This window comes from Paenibacillus planticolens (assembly GCF_013141725.1).
Taxonomy (GTDB): domain Bacteria; phylum Bacillota; class Bacilli; order Paenibacillales; family NBRC-103111; genus Paenibacillus_E; species Paenibacillus_E planticolens.
Genome location: NZ_WHNZ01000030.1, coordinates 253734 through 269966 on the forward strand (window position 1 = coordinate 253734; position 16233 = coordinate 269966).

The window sequence follows — 16233 nt, forward strand, 5'->3', positions numbered from 1 at the left end:
CTTGCTCAAGCTCCTGTTCATAAAGGCCATTATACCACAGGTGATAATGATTATCATTACTATTTTAGGATAAAAATAAACCGCTTATGCCTCTGCAAAATTCCTGTTTCCGCCTCACGCTTTGCAAACGCTTACAAAAATGAGCATAAAAAAAGGAGACGGTCCGTTATAGCGTAGGAGCTCTCCTTTGAATTTTCAAACCTTATAATCTAGCAAATACTGAGCCGTAAACTGATCGGTAATTAACGTATTGGTATATTTCCCGCGAATGGCACCGTATATCGCATCAACTTTCGTTACGCCGCCTGCGACAAGGATCGATTTCTCTTTCTTGCTCAGCTCATTCAGATCAATGCCGATTGTGCGGCGGTCCAGCTCTTCACTACAAATAATGCCTTCCAAATCTATGAATCTGGAACATATGTCTCCCACGCCCTTCCCTTGGATAAGATCCAAATCCGAAGAGGAGAAATAATCCGCTTTGAGCAAAACAGAGTCTTCTGTCGGAACCCCGACCGTGAACACGGCGATATTGGCCTGCTTGCCCAAATCAAGAATTTTGCGAATATGCCGGTCCGCTTCAATAGCCTGCTTCACTACGATATGATCGACAATCGCAGGCAGCGGTAAAAGATGCGGATTCGTATGAAACGCCTCGCCAAAAAGATGAAGAATCTCCGACGCGTATGTATTGCATTCTGAATAACTGATGCCGCCGTTTAGTTGAACAACCGTGACATCTTTCACATGTTTGTTTTGCAGCTTCACAGCTACTTCATAAAGCGTCGTTCCCCATGTAGTCGCAATGGTATCACCGTCTTTCACGACTTCACACAAATAGCCAGCCGCAGCCTCGCCTAAATATTTTTTGACGATATCTTCCAAGTACTGAGGAACTGAAACAACAACCGCCTTCTGCAGCTGGTACTTTTCCTCTAACTGAGCGGCTAAACTCTCATTTTTTTCAGTAGGGTCCGTAATCTTAATTTGAACAATACCATCCGCTCTTGCTTGCTGTAGAAACTTCGAAACAGTAGGGCGAGATACGCCAAGGTGCTTTGCTATCTCATGTTGACTATAGTCCAACTGATAATACATTCTGGCTGCATCCATGATTCTTTCCAGCTTGTCTCCGCTCATACGTCTCAACCCTTTATTTTATATTAAACTAGTACTGCTCCTAATTTCACAATAATTATAGGGACAATCCCAATAAAAGACAATCTTTTTAAATGCTAACCCCATTCAACCATAAGAAAAAGAAAGTATTTCACCAAAAATCGAGAAAAACCGTCAGGAAAAGATGATATGATCCCCCTAAATAAACTTTCCTGTCGACTCTTAACACTGTCTACTTAACGGGAGTGATATCAAAACATCCTGACGGTACATATGCGTGCAGAGATTTCCATCAACTGGATTTCCCTTATCCATTAAGAAAATGATCCATGATCCCTTCTTTGGCTTCCTCCAAAGCTGGCAGTTCAAGTATCATATGAGCCTCTATTTCGAAAGCATGCAGAAGCTGTCTCAAATAATTTGCCACATTTTCGTTGCATACCCATATACCTTTGGGAATTACTTGCATTTTATCGAGAATTTCAAATAAACGCTCAGCCATCTTTTTTGGCACTTCCGATTTTTCAGCTAAACCGAAATGAAGAATTTGTCCTGATTCATGATCAACAATCAAAATCATCATCGGGTAATACGGCCTTTCGCCTTCGTCAATAGGCATCGGCATATAAAAGCAATCTATCTCCCAAATGGCAACTATCTTTTTGAGTGACTTTTTCACTTTGGCGACTCGCAATTCATCGATGGGGTCCGCCGTATTCGCCATTACCACCTCTATAGGCATTGGTTCTATCCACTCATCTGACCAAGTCAAATTCAACTGCTCTCCAGTCGAGACTCTTGTTAAAAAGGTATTATTCGCCCCTTCCAATAGAGCGTCCGGATTGTGTTTATATGCTTCGGCAACTTCTACCGCTTGCTGCAGCGCCAAAGTTAAAAATAAGACATGCTCCTGATTCTCAATCGGCCATGGAAGAAACCCAGGTTCATATAATCGGAACGTTGGCCAAGCATTAGCTCCCCGAAATTTCAGCCCAAGCTCTTTGATTTGTTTATACTCAGCGGGAAGCAGCTCCGTTCTATTATCAAAGGAAAGCATCAAGCAGTGCTGCGTAAACATTGGATCTTGATTCGAATCCCCTTCGAACATGCTCATCAAGGTTTCAAGCCCCTCTGTCCCCAAATAGACAGCCAGACCATACAGATCGCCTCCTCCGCCCATGACACAGCAGTATCCAATCTCTCCGTTCAAAGGATTCTGCACACCGAAAATATGGCCGTTCGACAGATGCTCCCAACACGCTGCTCTTTTAAATGCTGCTGCTGCTTCATACAAGTTTGTCCATTGCTCCATTGACTGTAGATTCATATGTTTCTCCTTTTTTTGGCTATACGGACTGTATGCTCATCATTTTAGCATAACCATTTTGAAAGTCGAATATAGGAGACTACTATTGTTCCTTGCAACACATGTTAAAAAGGGCAGCTTCCCATAAGGAACTGCCCTTTCCTATAAAACCTTGCTGCAAATAACTAGCCGAGAATCATTTTTGCGATGATAGCCAAGTCGGCTATGTCAATTTTGCCGTCGTTGTTCAGGTCGGCCTTCTTATACAGTTGCCAATCCGGATCGTCGGACGTTTTGCCGTAATAGGCTGCCATAATCGCTAAATCTCCGATACTGTAAGTGTTATCCCCATTCAAATCACCTGGCATTTGCGTGTTCATGGATGCCCGGAAAATTTGCAGCGCGACGTTCAAGTCGGCTGCGGCTTGATCCACTTGGGTTTGGCTGGCTGCCGCGTTGTCCGCTACGGCTTTGGCGCTATCTATCGCTCTTTGCAGCGCAGCTTTCGATCCGGCCGGATATTGGCCGCTGCCCGTCCCTTCCACTGCAGCATCGTGCAGGGATTGCGCTTCGGCGATAAGGCCACTCAGCGATGCTTTGTCTACACTGTTGATTTGAATAGCGTGAGTAACGCCAGCTACATTAGTTTCCGCACCCTCACCGTCTGCAATAACTACATTGGACAGCGTTATGGCCGTGGATACCGATGCTGCAGCAGGTTTGGCTTTCCATTGCAGGCTAAGCAATCCGCTCACGAGAGAATCTTTGTGGGCTCCGATACTTGCCGCAAGAATGCGAATTTGACCCGGTTTTTCTTTCTTCTCAATGACGATGAACCCTTCTTGCAGCGATTTCACGGAGATAAACTCCACAGCAGATGGGTCATACGAGAAGGTCAAGTCTTGGGCATAGATGCTTGGGTTCACGCTGTGCAAATCGTAAATAAGCTCAAACGAAGCACCGGAGATGACATGATCAACGCCGGTCAAATACACGGTGTTGCTGTCAGGCGTTTCTTTTATCTTAAAGTCAATCGTATACGTTTTCTTCGTAGAACCGTCCTCCGCAGTAACCACGATCACGGCTCGGCCCGGCAGGCTTTCCGCCTGAGTCACCTTCAACGTGGCATTCGTATCTGCCGCCGTTGCAGCAACGGCCGGTACTTGGACTGTCCCTTCCGGGAGTTCCACCGTATACGCTGCAGTATCTTTATTAAATCCGGACAACGGATCCCCATTGATTGTGATTCCGTTTAAATCCGCATTGTCATTTAAAGGTACTTCGACCTCGCCTAGCGCAGTGACAGTAATGGTAAAAGTTTTCGTCATGCTCCAAGCGCCGCTGCTGATCTTCGCAGTTAGCACTGTCGTAACATTCGGATCGCCGTAACAAGGCCGCACGATTTTACCATGAAAATCGATCACTTCCGCGTCTGAGCTCGACCACGTAATGACCACTTCAGGCATCCCGGGTATGCGGATCGGCAATATCAAATCATGCGAAACTGCATTCGTATTCCCCAAATCAAGGACAGCCGCAGCCGATATCACTCTTTCCTCATCGGCGCTTAACGCCTTAACCGTGAAGGTAAACGCCTTCGTTACGCTCTCTGATCCTTTGCTTAGTGTCGCGGTGAGCACGATGACGGCATCAGGCTGCCCGACGCCAGGGCGATGAACTTGCCCCGTTTCACCGAATACGGCCGGATTCGAACTTGCCCAAACAATCTTCGAACCGAATCGTCCTGCAGTCGGTAAGTACACATTTTTTGTCACCGTACCGACGCCGCTAAGCTCAAGCTCGGCTTGGTCTGCGGCCAGATCGCCCTTATCTCCTTGGGCAACCACAGTGATCGTGAACGTTTTGGTTGCTGCTGCCGATCCGCTCGTGATGTTGGCCGTTAAGGTCACCACAGCGTTCGGCTGACCCGCACCTGGACGAGATACATGTCCGGTCTCGTCAACCACAGCAGGATTCGATGAGATCCATGTAATGGTCGATCGATATTTGCCTTTAGTCGACAGTTTCAAATGATCCGCAACAGCGCTTGTGTCTCCCAGTTGAAGGGCGCCTTTGTCCAGCTCGACCGCTTCCGCGTCGTCCATCGGGAGCACTTTAACGAGAAACGTCTTCGTCGCGATCGAATCGCCCTTTCTTATCGCAGCGGTCAGCTGCACCTCGGCACTCGGTTCACCTTGAATAGGTCTTGATACAATCTTACCTGCATCGCTCAATACAAGCGGATTCGAACTCACCCATGTGATCGTTGTTTGCTGCTCGCCTGCTGCAGGCAGATTCAAATCATGTGAAACTGCGGAAGTATCGCCTAGATTAAGCGCGTCTTTCGCGGCATTCACTGCTCTTGTATTGATTTCCCCGACAGTCGAATCATGTTCAATGGTTATATCGTCAACAGAACCGCGGAAAAATCCTTGGACTGTCCCGCTGGCGTCGAATCCGAACAAAATTTTATCAACGAATTTTCCATTCGCTACCTCGCCAATATTGGTCGTGATGAAATTCCATTGATCTTCGACGACAAAACCGCCTTTCCCTTGGGCATTCGGATGAAGCACAACGCCGTGTTGATCTTTGGCCCCCAAATCATGTAGGTAGGTCCCATCGGTAAACAAAATGTCAAGAGCCACATATTTGCTTGTCGTTCTCACATAGGTCGACAGAACATCGGACTCCTTCTCTGGAAACACCCAGTAAGAAAGCGTAGTAGAAGGTTTAACTGCAATTTCCTTATCGAATATTTGGTTGTAAGCGTAGGATTGATTGGCATTCAAAGCATTTCCGGAAAACTGGAGAGCAGCCGCTCCATTATGGGCGCCGGTTCCTTTCTTGGACTCCATCCCGCCGATTCCGCAGCAAAACTCTCCGACATTCTTCGTTAACGACAACAGCCGATAGGTATTGTCCGGGCCTGTCGTATCCGTTGGGGAGATATCCCCCGATTCAAAGCCGGAATCAAAATCAATCGCCGCCTCATATTGATAGTCAGCTTCTCGCATCGCCAGTACATTCACATTAAACTGCTTGGTTTGTACGGCATTGCCTTTTTTCACCGTCGCCGTCAATGTGAGCCCTGCAGTCGGCTGACCGAGATCCGGACGCTTCACCAATTTGCCCGTGTTGCTGAGCACGGCAGGATTCGAACTTGCCCACGTGATCGTCGTGCCTTTTCGATACGTTGTAGGTAGTGACAATCCTTTCGTTAAAGCGCTCGTATCGCCTAAATCGAGGGCTGACGCCGCTGACGCTACGGAAGTGCTGTCATCCAGCTCCACCGCGTACAATTTCCAATCGGCTAATTGCGTATTCGTCGACTCGCCGTTGTTATTCAGTATGAATAAACGGTAATAGCCGTATTCCTTCACTTTGGCGTCTGCAATCGTATACTCTTTGGTTTGGAAACGCGCACTGAAGGTTTGATTGCTTTGTTCATCCAGCACAGTCCAATTCACGCCATCATTAGAACCTTCAATCCGCCAGTTCTTCGGATCCCTTGTCGGCGCATCGTTGGCTGACACCATGCCATACTTTTTGACCGCTTGCGTATCGCCAAAATTGAATTGGATCTGCACCCAAACATTCGTTGTCTGCGCCCCCAGCCACTTCGTATTGGCATTATTATCGAACAATTTCACGGCTGTTTCACTAGGCGGGTTTTCTTTGCTGAACTTTACGGTCAAATTGTTAGCCAAGGCGACATTGACCAAGTCTCCGGGAGCAGCTTGCGCCGCTAAAACCGGAAGCAGGACGGCCATCAGCACGCTGCAGATCAGAAGATGCAAAATAGATAAAAGCCTTTTCCTCATTTTCCAGGAACCTCCTTGAACAATAGATAACAAGATTTGTACTTCTTCCATAGAGAGGAGCTATTCCGGAATCTCAATAAATCTCCAAAGCTGAGCATTATTGTACGCGCTGCTGCCAGTGATGTTGACAACGCTGCCGTCCGCGGTTCCCGAATTCAAGACATTGAGATACATTTTCTGCTGACTGGCATTAAGGAGTGCTGCATTAGTAACTGTAAAGGCGTTGGCAAACACATAGTCGATTTTCCATTTCTGATAGCCTAAATTAGTATTCGACTCGATAAGCGTTCTGGTAGAATTGGCGTTGCTGCCACCCGCAACACTAAGCACCTTGCCGGCAGCCGGGTTCAATAGTTGATAGCCGCCGCCTGCGGCTGGAGTGACCTGCCATTTCTGATTGTCACCGCCGTGATCGGTGCCCAACTGTTGTTCTCCGGTCGGAGACACTTCGAGCACTTTGCCGCTATTGGCATTGATAATCTTATACTTGGCATTTGATTTTGGCGTTTGGACCATTCTCCACTTTTGCGCCTCGCTGCTGGCCGCAGCTTCTGTGGTTACAGCTCCGCTTGATGGAGTGACACTCAGCACTTTCTTCGTTTTCGTATTCAATACTTTGTAGTAACCGTCCTCTGCAGCAACAACGAGCCATTTCTGTTCTTCATTCGTATTCGGTGACTTAACCAGTGGCTGCGTCCCGTCCGAACTGTTCACATCCAGCGCCTTTCGGGCACTTTCATTGATCAAGGTGTAGTTCGTACATGCAGCACCGTTTAGCGACCATTTTTGATGACTTCCGTCAACATCCGATCCGAGCTGCACGCTCGCTCCGTCTGAGCTGTTCTCAGCAGGAACCTCCAGCACTTTACCGGTCAACTTATTGACTAATTTGTACGTCCCGTTATCCACAACTTGAGAGCCGAGATCTCCATTGGAAGGCGGTGCCTGCGGTTCCGGAGGATTCGTTGCCCAGCTTGTATTCGGCGTTGTTCCTAGCGTAAAGTCAAGAACGGCTCCGTCCTTAATGAGATCATAGGGCAGCCAAGTGCTGTCATAGTTATGGCCATTCAGCTTCAAGCTCTGGATATATTTCGCATCTTCCGAGGCGCCGTTGCCGATCAGCTTAATTTGTTTGCAGTCGCCTAAATTGATCGTCGTTTCCTCGAACAGCGGAGCATTCATCGAGAAGCCGCCGATCCCCGGAATGGACGGATACAACCCTAGCGCCGCCAATACAAACCATGCTGAGCCCGCCCCCAAATCATTGTTGCCAATCATTCCGGCCGGTCCGTCATGGAACAGCTCTACCATCCCCTTGCGCACAATTTCCTGCGTTTTCCAAGGCTGTCCGGCAAAGTTGTATGCCCAAGGGATACCGTAGCTCGGTTGGTTGCCCAAGAAGGAATACGGCTGCGTCGATCCTGCGTTCAATTTCTGGAAAAAGAAATCGAGTCGCGCCCTTGCTGCCTCCAGGCCGCCCATTTTCTCGAATAATCCCTTGTAGTTAAAAGGAAGCACCCATGTGTATTGAGCTGAATTCGCTTCTTGGAAGCCGTGTTCGCTAGCCGGATCGAAGCTGCTCTCGAAATTTCCGTTCGCCAGACGCGGCTGGATATAGCCGTCTTTGAACGAAAGCATCCAGCTCTGCGAGCGGTTCAAATACGTATTGTATTTCTCATCATCGCCTAGCGCTTTGGCAAACTGAGCGATCGCAAAGTCCGCATTGTTGTATTCCGGAATATACCCGGTCACCCATCCGCCTCTTTCGATCGGAATGTAGCCAAGCTGCAAATAGTCGGCCAAATTAAACCGGCCATTCAAGCTGGACGGCGTCGATGCATGGAAATCCATGACCTTCAAAGCTTCTTGCAAATCGAAGTTTCTTGCGCCAAAAGCGTACATGTTGGAGATCGTAATCGATGCGGGATCGCCGTTCATCACATTCGTTTCGGAATTGGCAATGCTCCATTTCGGCAAAAACCCGTTTCTGCTTTTGGCATCATCCACAAAGGATTGCGCGATATCTGAGCCTATTTCCGGATATAGAAGCCCGATTAACTGCATCTGCGTCCGATACACGTCCCATCCGGAAAAAGTCGAATAATGCGTGTAACGGCCTCCGGTATTATAAATCTTTTGATCGAAGCCTCTATAATCGCCGTTGACATCGCTGTACACATTCGGGTGGATCAAAGCATGATACAAAAAGGAGTAGAGCATCCGCTTATGTTTGTCAGTGCCGCCGGAAACTTGAATTTTACTGAGCGCCATTTTCCATTTGGCTTGTGCGGATTGTTTGACAGACTCGAAGTTCCAGCCCGGATTTTCCGTTTTCAAATTCAGCTTGGCATGATCGATATCGGTATAGGAGATAGCAACCTTGACGTACACTTCTTTCTGGTCCGTCGTATCGAATCTGACATAGCCTCCCACTTTGCGGTTGTTCGGAATTTCCGATGATTCAGATACGTTATCCTTCGTAATCTGCGACCCTTTGTAGGTGCCGACTTCGGTGAACGGTTGACTGAACTCAGCCGCAAAATAAACCGTATAATTGTTCGTATTATCAGCTAAAGTACCGCCGCTCCCCTTACTGCCGCAAAATCCGCCGGCATTCACATAACCCGTAACCATGGAGCTGTTTTTGTCAATGTTGACGTTAGCATCTCTAACGCCCGTGCCGTTAATGCCCGTATTAATCAGCATCATCGCCTGCGTGGACGAAGGATAAGTGAATCTGCCGATACTCGTTCTCTCTGTTGCCGTAAATTCGGTTTTTATGTTGTATTTATCCAACAGAACACTGTAATAACCAGGTATGGCCGTCTCATTCTCACGTTGAAAAGGTGACGCATAGTCCTCGAAATTCGTTGCCGGCGATTTGCCCATTTTACCTACGACAGGTAAAAACGGGATGTTCTGCGCAATATCACAGCCGGGCCCGTCAATATGCGTTAAGCTGAATCCTGCGATTGATTTGCGATCGTAATCATATCCCGATCCCAAGGGTGATTTGCCCGAGCCAAGGTCGTTATAGCCGGTATCCGGACTCCATTGGATCATACCGAAAGGGACGACCGCACCCGGAAATGTATTTCCTCTGTTGCCCCCGAAGCCGACGATGTCCAGCTTATTGTTTTGTGAGCCTAACAACGGATTGGCGTACACGGACGGATCAAATTCGGAGTTTCTAATTTGAATGTCATCGATAAAACCCCGGTATGTCCCCGCATTGCCGCTTTGTTCGTAAGAAACGAGAATACGTTGAATCGTTTTCCCCGCTGCGGCCGATCCGACATTCGAAGTCACAAAATTCCATGTGTCCAAAACTAATTGATCGCCCTTGCCCTGTTCTTCAGGGTGCATAAGAATGCCGTGCTGGTCCACTGCTTGATAGGTGTGCAAATACGTACCATCGTCAAAAGCAAGATCGACGGCTACATAGGTGCTGTTTTTTCCATGATTTGCCGTGCTGCCGTCCAGCGTTGACTGGCTTTGGGGATAAATCCAGTAGGACAATGTCGTATTGGATTTTACAGGAATATTCACCTCAAACACTTTATTGTAAGCGTAGGCCGTACTTGTTCCTGTCGCTTTACCGGCAAAAAGCAGTGCTTTTTTACCGGATTTGCGCATCTCGCTTGAAATTTGGGATTGGGCTTGACTAACATGATCGCTTGCTTCGGATTCGTCCACCCAATTAGGCTGCATAGCTTCTTGGCTTTCAAATCCTGCATAGAAGCTTGGCGCTGCAGCATCTGCGATCTGATTGAACGCCGGCGGGATAAACACGATGCCCCACAGCAGCACAAAGCAAAGCAAAAGACTGAATACTTTCCTCATAGCCTTTCTTTTCATCGCGATGACCTCCAAATTTTTTCCATGTGAAAAAATCGGGAGGAAGACGTTTGCCGCCCGCCAACCTCCCGACCAGTTGTCATTACTCTAGAATCTTTCTTGCCATGATCGCAAGATCGGTGATATCGATGATGCCATCATTATTCAAATCCGCTTTTTTGTACAAGTCCCAATTCGGATCTTGCGATGTTTTGCCATAGTAGGCGGCCACAATCGCTAAGTCACCGATACTATACATATCGTCACCGTTCATATCCCCAGGCATGGAGGTATTCACCGATGCAAGGAAGCTTTGCAGCGCCGAATTCAGATCCGTCACCGCTTGATCTACTTGCGATTGCGTAGCTGCTGCGTTGCCTGCAATTTGACCGGCAGCGTCGATAGCCGCTTGCAGAATAGCTTTAGCACCTGCAGGATATTGGCCGGTTCGAGTGCCTTCTACGGCTGTATCGTGCTTCGCTTGCGCTTCTGCGATCAATGCGCTGAGTGCCGTTTTGTCCACGATGCTGATGACGGCATTCTTGAACGTTTGCAGAGCTGAGTTCAGCTGCGCTCTCGCTTGATCTACTTCCTCTTGCGTAGCTTGCGTATTCGCCGCTACTGCTTTAGCTGCGTCAACAGCCGTTTGCAGAACTGCCTTGGAACCAACAGGATACTGACCGAATTTGGTTCCTTCCACAGCTGCGTCATGTACGGCTTGCGCTTCAGTGATCAGACTGTTCAGCGCCGCTTTATCCACAGCTTTAATGGAGATTGTTTTGGAAATGCCCGGCAATTCAATCTCTTTGCCTTCTCCATCGGCAACAACAAGATGAGAGACAGCGATGGTTCCGGTGGCTCCAAGCTCGGATGCCTTCACTTTGAAACGAAGCGTCAGCAATGCTCCGTTAGGATGGGCAGCACCCGCTCCAACGTGAACGGCAAGGTATCTGCTTTGACCCGGTACTACCTTCTTATCCACGATAACGAAATCGTCTTTCAAAGATTTATCGGCTACCAATTCGAACAGGTTCGAATCATAAGTAAACGTGATATCTTGGCCATACACGCTTTGCGCCACTCCGCCTAGCCCGTAGGTCAAATCAAAAGTTTGACCGGCCGTAACGGCTGAGCTGCCGGTTAATAAGGCACTTGGCTCGCTTTTCGCGTGATCGATGGAAATATCATCGAAATAGCCGCGTGAATATCCAGTTTTACCCGTGGTGTTAAAGGAAATAAGAATTTTATCTACCGTTTTCCCGGCTGCCACTGCACCGATATTGGACGTAACGAAGTTCCATTGATCCGAAATGAGTTTGCCGCCATTTCCTTGCGCCAGCGGATTGAGTCCGACGCCGTTTTGATCGACGGCACCCAGATTGCGCAGATACGTTCCGTCGGTGAACTGTAAGTCAACCGAGTAATATTGACTTGTCGTTCTTACGTTGCCAGGTAGAACGGTTCCTGCGCTACCTTCCGGATTAATCCAATAAGAAAGCACGGTAGAAGGTTTAATGTCGAAATCAACATCAAACATTTGATTATACGCGTAGTTCTCTACGGCATTTGTGGCATTGCCGGAATACAGGATTGCGCTTGTGCTGCTATTTCGTCCTGGTGTGCCAACCTTTGTCTCAACACCACCGATTCCACAGCAGAACTCGCCAATGTTCTTCGATTCGATTGTACGGTTTTCCCAAGTCGGCATTACATCGCCCGGTTCGAGCCCCGTTTTGAAGTCAACGCCGGCGCCATAGTTTAGATCCGTATCATTGATGGCAAGCACCGTTACCGTAATTGTTTTCGTTGCGCTTACACTGCCTTTTTTCACAGTTGCCGTCAACGTTAGGCTTACATTCGGCTGTCCGACATCCGGACGCTTCACAATTTTCCCTTCGTTAGTAACAACAGCTGGATTGGAGCTTTCCCATGTAATCGTTGTGCCAAATTCGGAATTGCCGTTAGGCAGGATCAACTTTCTGGTTACAGCGCTAGTGTCACCCAAATCCAGGGCTTTAACGGTCTCAGCAACCGCTGTATCATCGCTCACCGGAGGTGTCGGGTAGCCTATAAGCTCGATTTCAGCGAATGAAGTGGTGGTGGTTCCCGAATTCTCCGTAACCTCTAGTCGGTAGTATTCGTATTTACCCGGACTTTGTATTGTGAATGGACGGGTATACAAACGCCAAGCAAAAGTCTCGTTCGTTCTTTGATCTAGTACGGTCCAATTCTTGCCATCATTCGAGCCCTTCAGCATCCAGCTTTTCGCATCGCCTTCCGTGTTGCCCGAAGTCAGCGTATACATGGCAGCCTGTTTTTTCGAGCCAAGGAATTGATATTGAACCCATGGCGTCTTGCTGTTAAACGTTACCCGGGTATTCGAGCTGTTATCGAACAGGTTGCCGATTGTGGAGCTGTTTGTGCTATCGGTCGCTTTCGCTAAGCCTTGAGAGACCAATTTATCCGTGAGATCTCTCAGCGGAGCTGGAACTTCCGAACCTTTGGTAATGGATGACGGCACATCGTTTTCGCCGCTTCCCCATGTCGAAGGATTAGGTCCCATGTCAAAGTCCAACGTAGCGCCGGCTGCCAGGATCGCATGCGGCAGCGATGTTTGCGTGTAGGCTTCGCCATTCACTTTCAAGCTTTGAACGTACTTGTTCGCCTTGCTGTTGTTAGGCGCATTGACGACGAGTTTTTTGCCGTTTTCAAGTTGAATGGTCGCTTTTTTGAACAATGGCGCGCCTACGGCATACTCAGGACTGCCCATTTTGAGCGGATAGAAGCCTAAAGCTCCGAAGATATACCAAGCGGACATTTCGCCGTTATCTTCATCGCCTGCATAGCCTTGGCCGATTTGGCTGCCGAGGTAAAGGCGGTCTAAAGCTTCGCGAACTTTCTCCTGTGTTTTCCAAGGCTGCCCTGCGTAATCATACATGTAAATAATATGGTGGGACGGTTGGTTGCTGTGCCCGTACTGGCCCATTCTTACGTCTCTGGCTTCTGTCATTTCATGGATGACACCGCCATAGGATCCGGCATTTGAGCTGGAAGCAGGTTCCGGTATGCTGAAGAATTGATCCAGCTTATCAGCCAGCTTCGCTCTGCCGCCGTACAGATTTGCCAAGCCTTGGCCATCTTGCGGCGCATGGAATGCCATATTCCAAGCATTCGTTTCCGTGTAATCGCCGCCCCAATTTCTAGGATCGAAATTGGCAGGTGTGTTTCGCCAAGCACCGCTTGCGGTTCTGCCGTTGAAGAATCCTAAATTAGGATTAAACATGTTGACATAATTTTGTGCCCGGTTGATGTAATATTGTTGATCTTCTTTGTAATAAGCGTTATACGCATCGCTGGTGTCATTTTTCTTCGCGAGCGCATCGGCCAGGTTGGCAATGCCATAGTCATTGATGTAACCATCCACAGCCCATGACAATCCTTCGCCTGTATCCGTATTGGTAAAGCCATCGAAAACAGAAGTAGCCATTCCTTTTCTACCTACGTTGCCATTTGGCGGAGTGACCGCAGCGTCTTTCAACGCGGATTGATAGAAGCTTTTAACGTCAAAGTTCGTAACACCTTTCAAGTAAGCGTCAGCAAAAGCGACATTTGCGCTGGTACCGACCATCAAGTTGGCATAGCCCGGAGAAGACCATCTGGAAATCCAGCCGCCATCCCGGTAGTGCTGAACGAAGCCGTCAATAAATTCACCGGCTTTATTCGGCGTCAGCAGTGTATAGGCCGGCCAAGCCGTCCGGTACGTATCCCAGAAACCGTTGTTGACATAAATTTTACCGTCATTAATTTTAGCGCATGACGTAGTTGCCGTGCTCGTCGTGCATGACGTAATTGGCGTTTGATCTGCATGCTTGTATACCGGCGCTTCATTCGTGCCGACATTCTCAAACGCTGAGTTAGGGTACAAGAACAAGCGGTACATGTTGGAGTACAACGTGATCAGCTGATCCTCTGAAGCGCCTTCAACCTGAATAACGCCCATTTGTTGATCCCACTGCGTTTGCGCCTTTTCTTTGATCGTTTCAAACGTATCGGCAGGGCTGATTTCCATTTCCAGGTTTTTCTTGGCTTGATCCACACTGATCAAGGATGTCGCAATCTTCATCGTAACCACTTTATTCGTCGTGGTGTCGAATTTGTAATAGGCCTGCACATTCGTTCCACCGCCGCCGCTGCCTGTCAATTTGCCGCTTTCCTTGACCGGCTTATCGAAAGTAGCATAAATGAACATGCGCGTTGCGCCTGTGGAAAGTCCGCTTTTTTGATCGGAGTAGCCAGAAATGGCATTGTTGGCAACATCCAGCGTAATGCCGCCACTATTGCTTTGGTTGTCAAAAAGCAGATTAGACGAGTCCCCGGCAAACGTGAATCGGAACATAGCTGCATGATCCGTTGGCGTAAATTCCGTTTTGAGACCATTTTCAAAAGTAACGCCGTAGTAGTACGGTTTTGCGATCTCGTTAGCATGCTTGAAAGGCAATGCCCGTGTTGTACGGCTAATATTCGGAGCGCCTACTGTGTCGGAAGGCATAACGTGGAACGTTTGCCGGTCTCCCATCCACGGACTTGGCTCATGGCTCAGTGCAAAGGCTTGAATGGTTGGCAGGTTGTTTGCGTTATTGCTTTGATTGTAATAATAAGCCCAATCCGAGCTGGCGTTTGTTTTGGGTATCCAGAAATTAAATCCGTGAGGTACGGCAACGGCAGGAATATTATTGCCTCTGGAGAAGGAACCGTTGGATTGCGTGCCTCTCAGGATGTTGGCATAATCGGAAAGCCGGCTGTAGTTGGCAGGAGTTGGATTGCCTTCGATTTTGACATCATCAATCGTTCCTTTGAAGCTTGTTCCGGTCTTCGCTGTCGGATTATCGTACGCAATCAGAATGCGCTTGATCGTTTTCCCGGCAGCGACAGCTCCGATATTGGATTTTTTGAAATTCCATTGGTTGTTGTAAAGCGTCTTGGAGTTTCCTTGATCCTGCGGATTGAGTTTAATGCCATGTTGGTCCAGCGCACCGAGATCATGCAGATAAGTGCCATCGGAAAATGCGAGATCGACCGCAGCGTAGGTGCTGGAGTAATCCATCTGCGCTTTATCCGTAAATTCAGGAGCGATGTAATAGGAAAGTTCGGTATTTGGCGTTACCGCAATGTTGGTATCATAAACTTTATTGTAGGAATACGCTCTGCCGTCAACCAAGTGGGTTCCGGAATACGTAAACCCTTTTAAGCCGCTCCACCCCGCATTCGATTTCGCATTGTAGAGACCCGACGGACCGTTCGACACATACGACTTCATATCTGCCGGAGGAGGCGGAGGGAGAACAATGCCATTGGAAAGCTGGAACTCGGACAATTGAATATAGGAATCGCCGTTGTTCGCCGTAATGTTAATCCGGTAATAGAGATAAGGCTTTTCATTCGCGAAGTCATATACTTTCGTCTGAAAACGTTCGCTAAAAGATTGATTCGTTCTCGTATCCAAGGTAGTCCAAGCACTTCCGTCATTGGAGCCTTCGAACTGCCAGTTCTTAGGGTCCCTTCCCGCCGAATCGTTCGCGGAGGTCAAGGCATATCGGACGACCGTCGATGCTTCGCTAAGCTTGAATCTTACCCAACTGGTCGAGTTCGTATCCAGCCATTTGGAATTCGTGTTGGAATCGATCAGATTGATGGCTACTTCACCTGAGGATGCATATTCTCCTCTTGCCGTTACTTCAACGACCTTATTCGTGATGCTCCCCGGGATGCCTGCAAAAGGCGTGTTACCGTCGATACCGGCAATCAGGCGAGTTCCGTCTTTGTCTGACTCCACGGTATTTTCCCATGTCACAGGGGGATCACTAGCCTCGAATGACGAGAAAAAGTCGGCCCCTTCCGTAGCTGCTAGCGCCTTCTGATTCGAAGGTGTATAAAATGCCCCTGTAAGAAGTGTAAAGCTCGTTGCCATAGCCAGAAATTTCCTAGCTTTCCGGTTACTCATTCCAGAAAACCTCCTATTTTTGTTTTCAAAGCAAATCTGTTCTAAAAAATCCAAACAGCCTCCTTTCGAAGAACAACTGTAAGCGCTTCCCCATAAACATCTTACTGAAAGAGCTTGGCTTTAACTATGCGGTAAATCTATCTTTT

General features: G+C 48.1%; 5 protein-coding genes. All 5 read right to left on the minus strand.

Features of this window, described 5'->3' with window-relative positions; all coding sequences use genetic code 11:
* Window positions 1-195: 195 nt before the first annotated feature.
* Window positions 196-1140 carry a DNA-binding transcriptional repressor DeoR gene (deoR, locus tag GC097_RS15800; protein WP_171684255.1) on the minus strand — a complete coding sequence of 315 codons (945 nt, stop codon included), beginning with the start codon at window positions 1138-1140 and terminating at the stop codon, window positions 196-198.
* Window positions 1141-1426: 286 nt separating this feature from the next.
* Complete coding sequence (locus GC097_RS15805) at window positions 1427-2446, minus strand: DUF7309 domain-containing protein (RefSeq protein ID WP_171684256.1); 1020 nt, start codon at window positions 2444-2446, stop codon at window positions 1427-1429.
* 164 nt (window positions 2447-2610) lie between these two features.
* Window positions 2611-6249, minus strand: a complete 3639-nt coding sequence (locus GC097_RS15810) for an immunoglobulin-like domain-containing protein (RefSeq protein ID WP_171684257.1) — start codon at window positions 6247-6249, stop codon at window positions 2611-2613.
* A gap of 60 nt (window positions 6250-6309) precedes the next feature.
* Complete coding sequence (locus GC097_RS15815; protein WP_171684258.1) at window positions 6310-10107, minus strand: GH92 family glycosyl hydrolase; 3798 nt, start codon at window positions 10105-10107, stop codon at window positions 6310-6312.
* Between the two features lie 82 nt (window positions 10108-10189).
* On the minus strand, window positions 10190-16087 hold the full coding sequence (locus GC097_RS15835; protein ID WP_246294270.1) for a GH92 family glycosyl hydrolase: 5898 nt from the start codon (window positions 16085-16087) through the stop codon (window positions 10190-10192).
* Between the last annotated feature and the right edge of the window lie 146 nt (window positions 16088-16233).

Bases quoted from the DNA above. Each gene is read 5' to 3' on its own strand.
- GC097_RS15805 (WP_171684256.1), bottom strand. From the start codon at position 2,446: ATGAATCTACAGTCAATGGAGCAATGGACAAACTTGTATGAAGCAGCA.
- deoR (WP_171684255.1), bottom strand. From the start codon at position 1,140: ATGAGCGGAGACAAGCTGGAAAGAATCATGGATGCAGCCAGAATGTAT.
- GC097_RS15810 (WP_171684257.1), bottom strand. From the start codon at position 6,249: ATGAGGAAAAGGCTTTTATCTATTTTGCATCTTCTGATCTGCAGCGTG.
- GC097_RS15835 (WP_246294270.1), bottom strand. From the start codon at position 16,087: ATGAGTAACCGGAAAGCTAGGAAATTTCTGGCTATGGCAACGAGCTTT.
- GC097_RS15815 (WP_171684258.1), bottom strand. From the start codon at position 10,107: ATGAAAAGAAAGGCTATGAGGAAAGTATTCAGTCTTTTGCTTTGCTTT.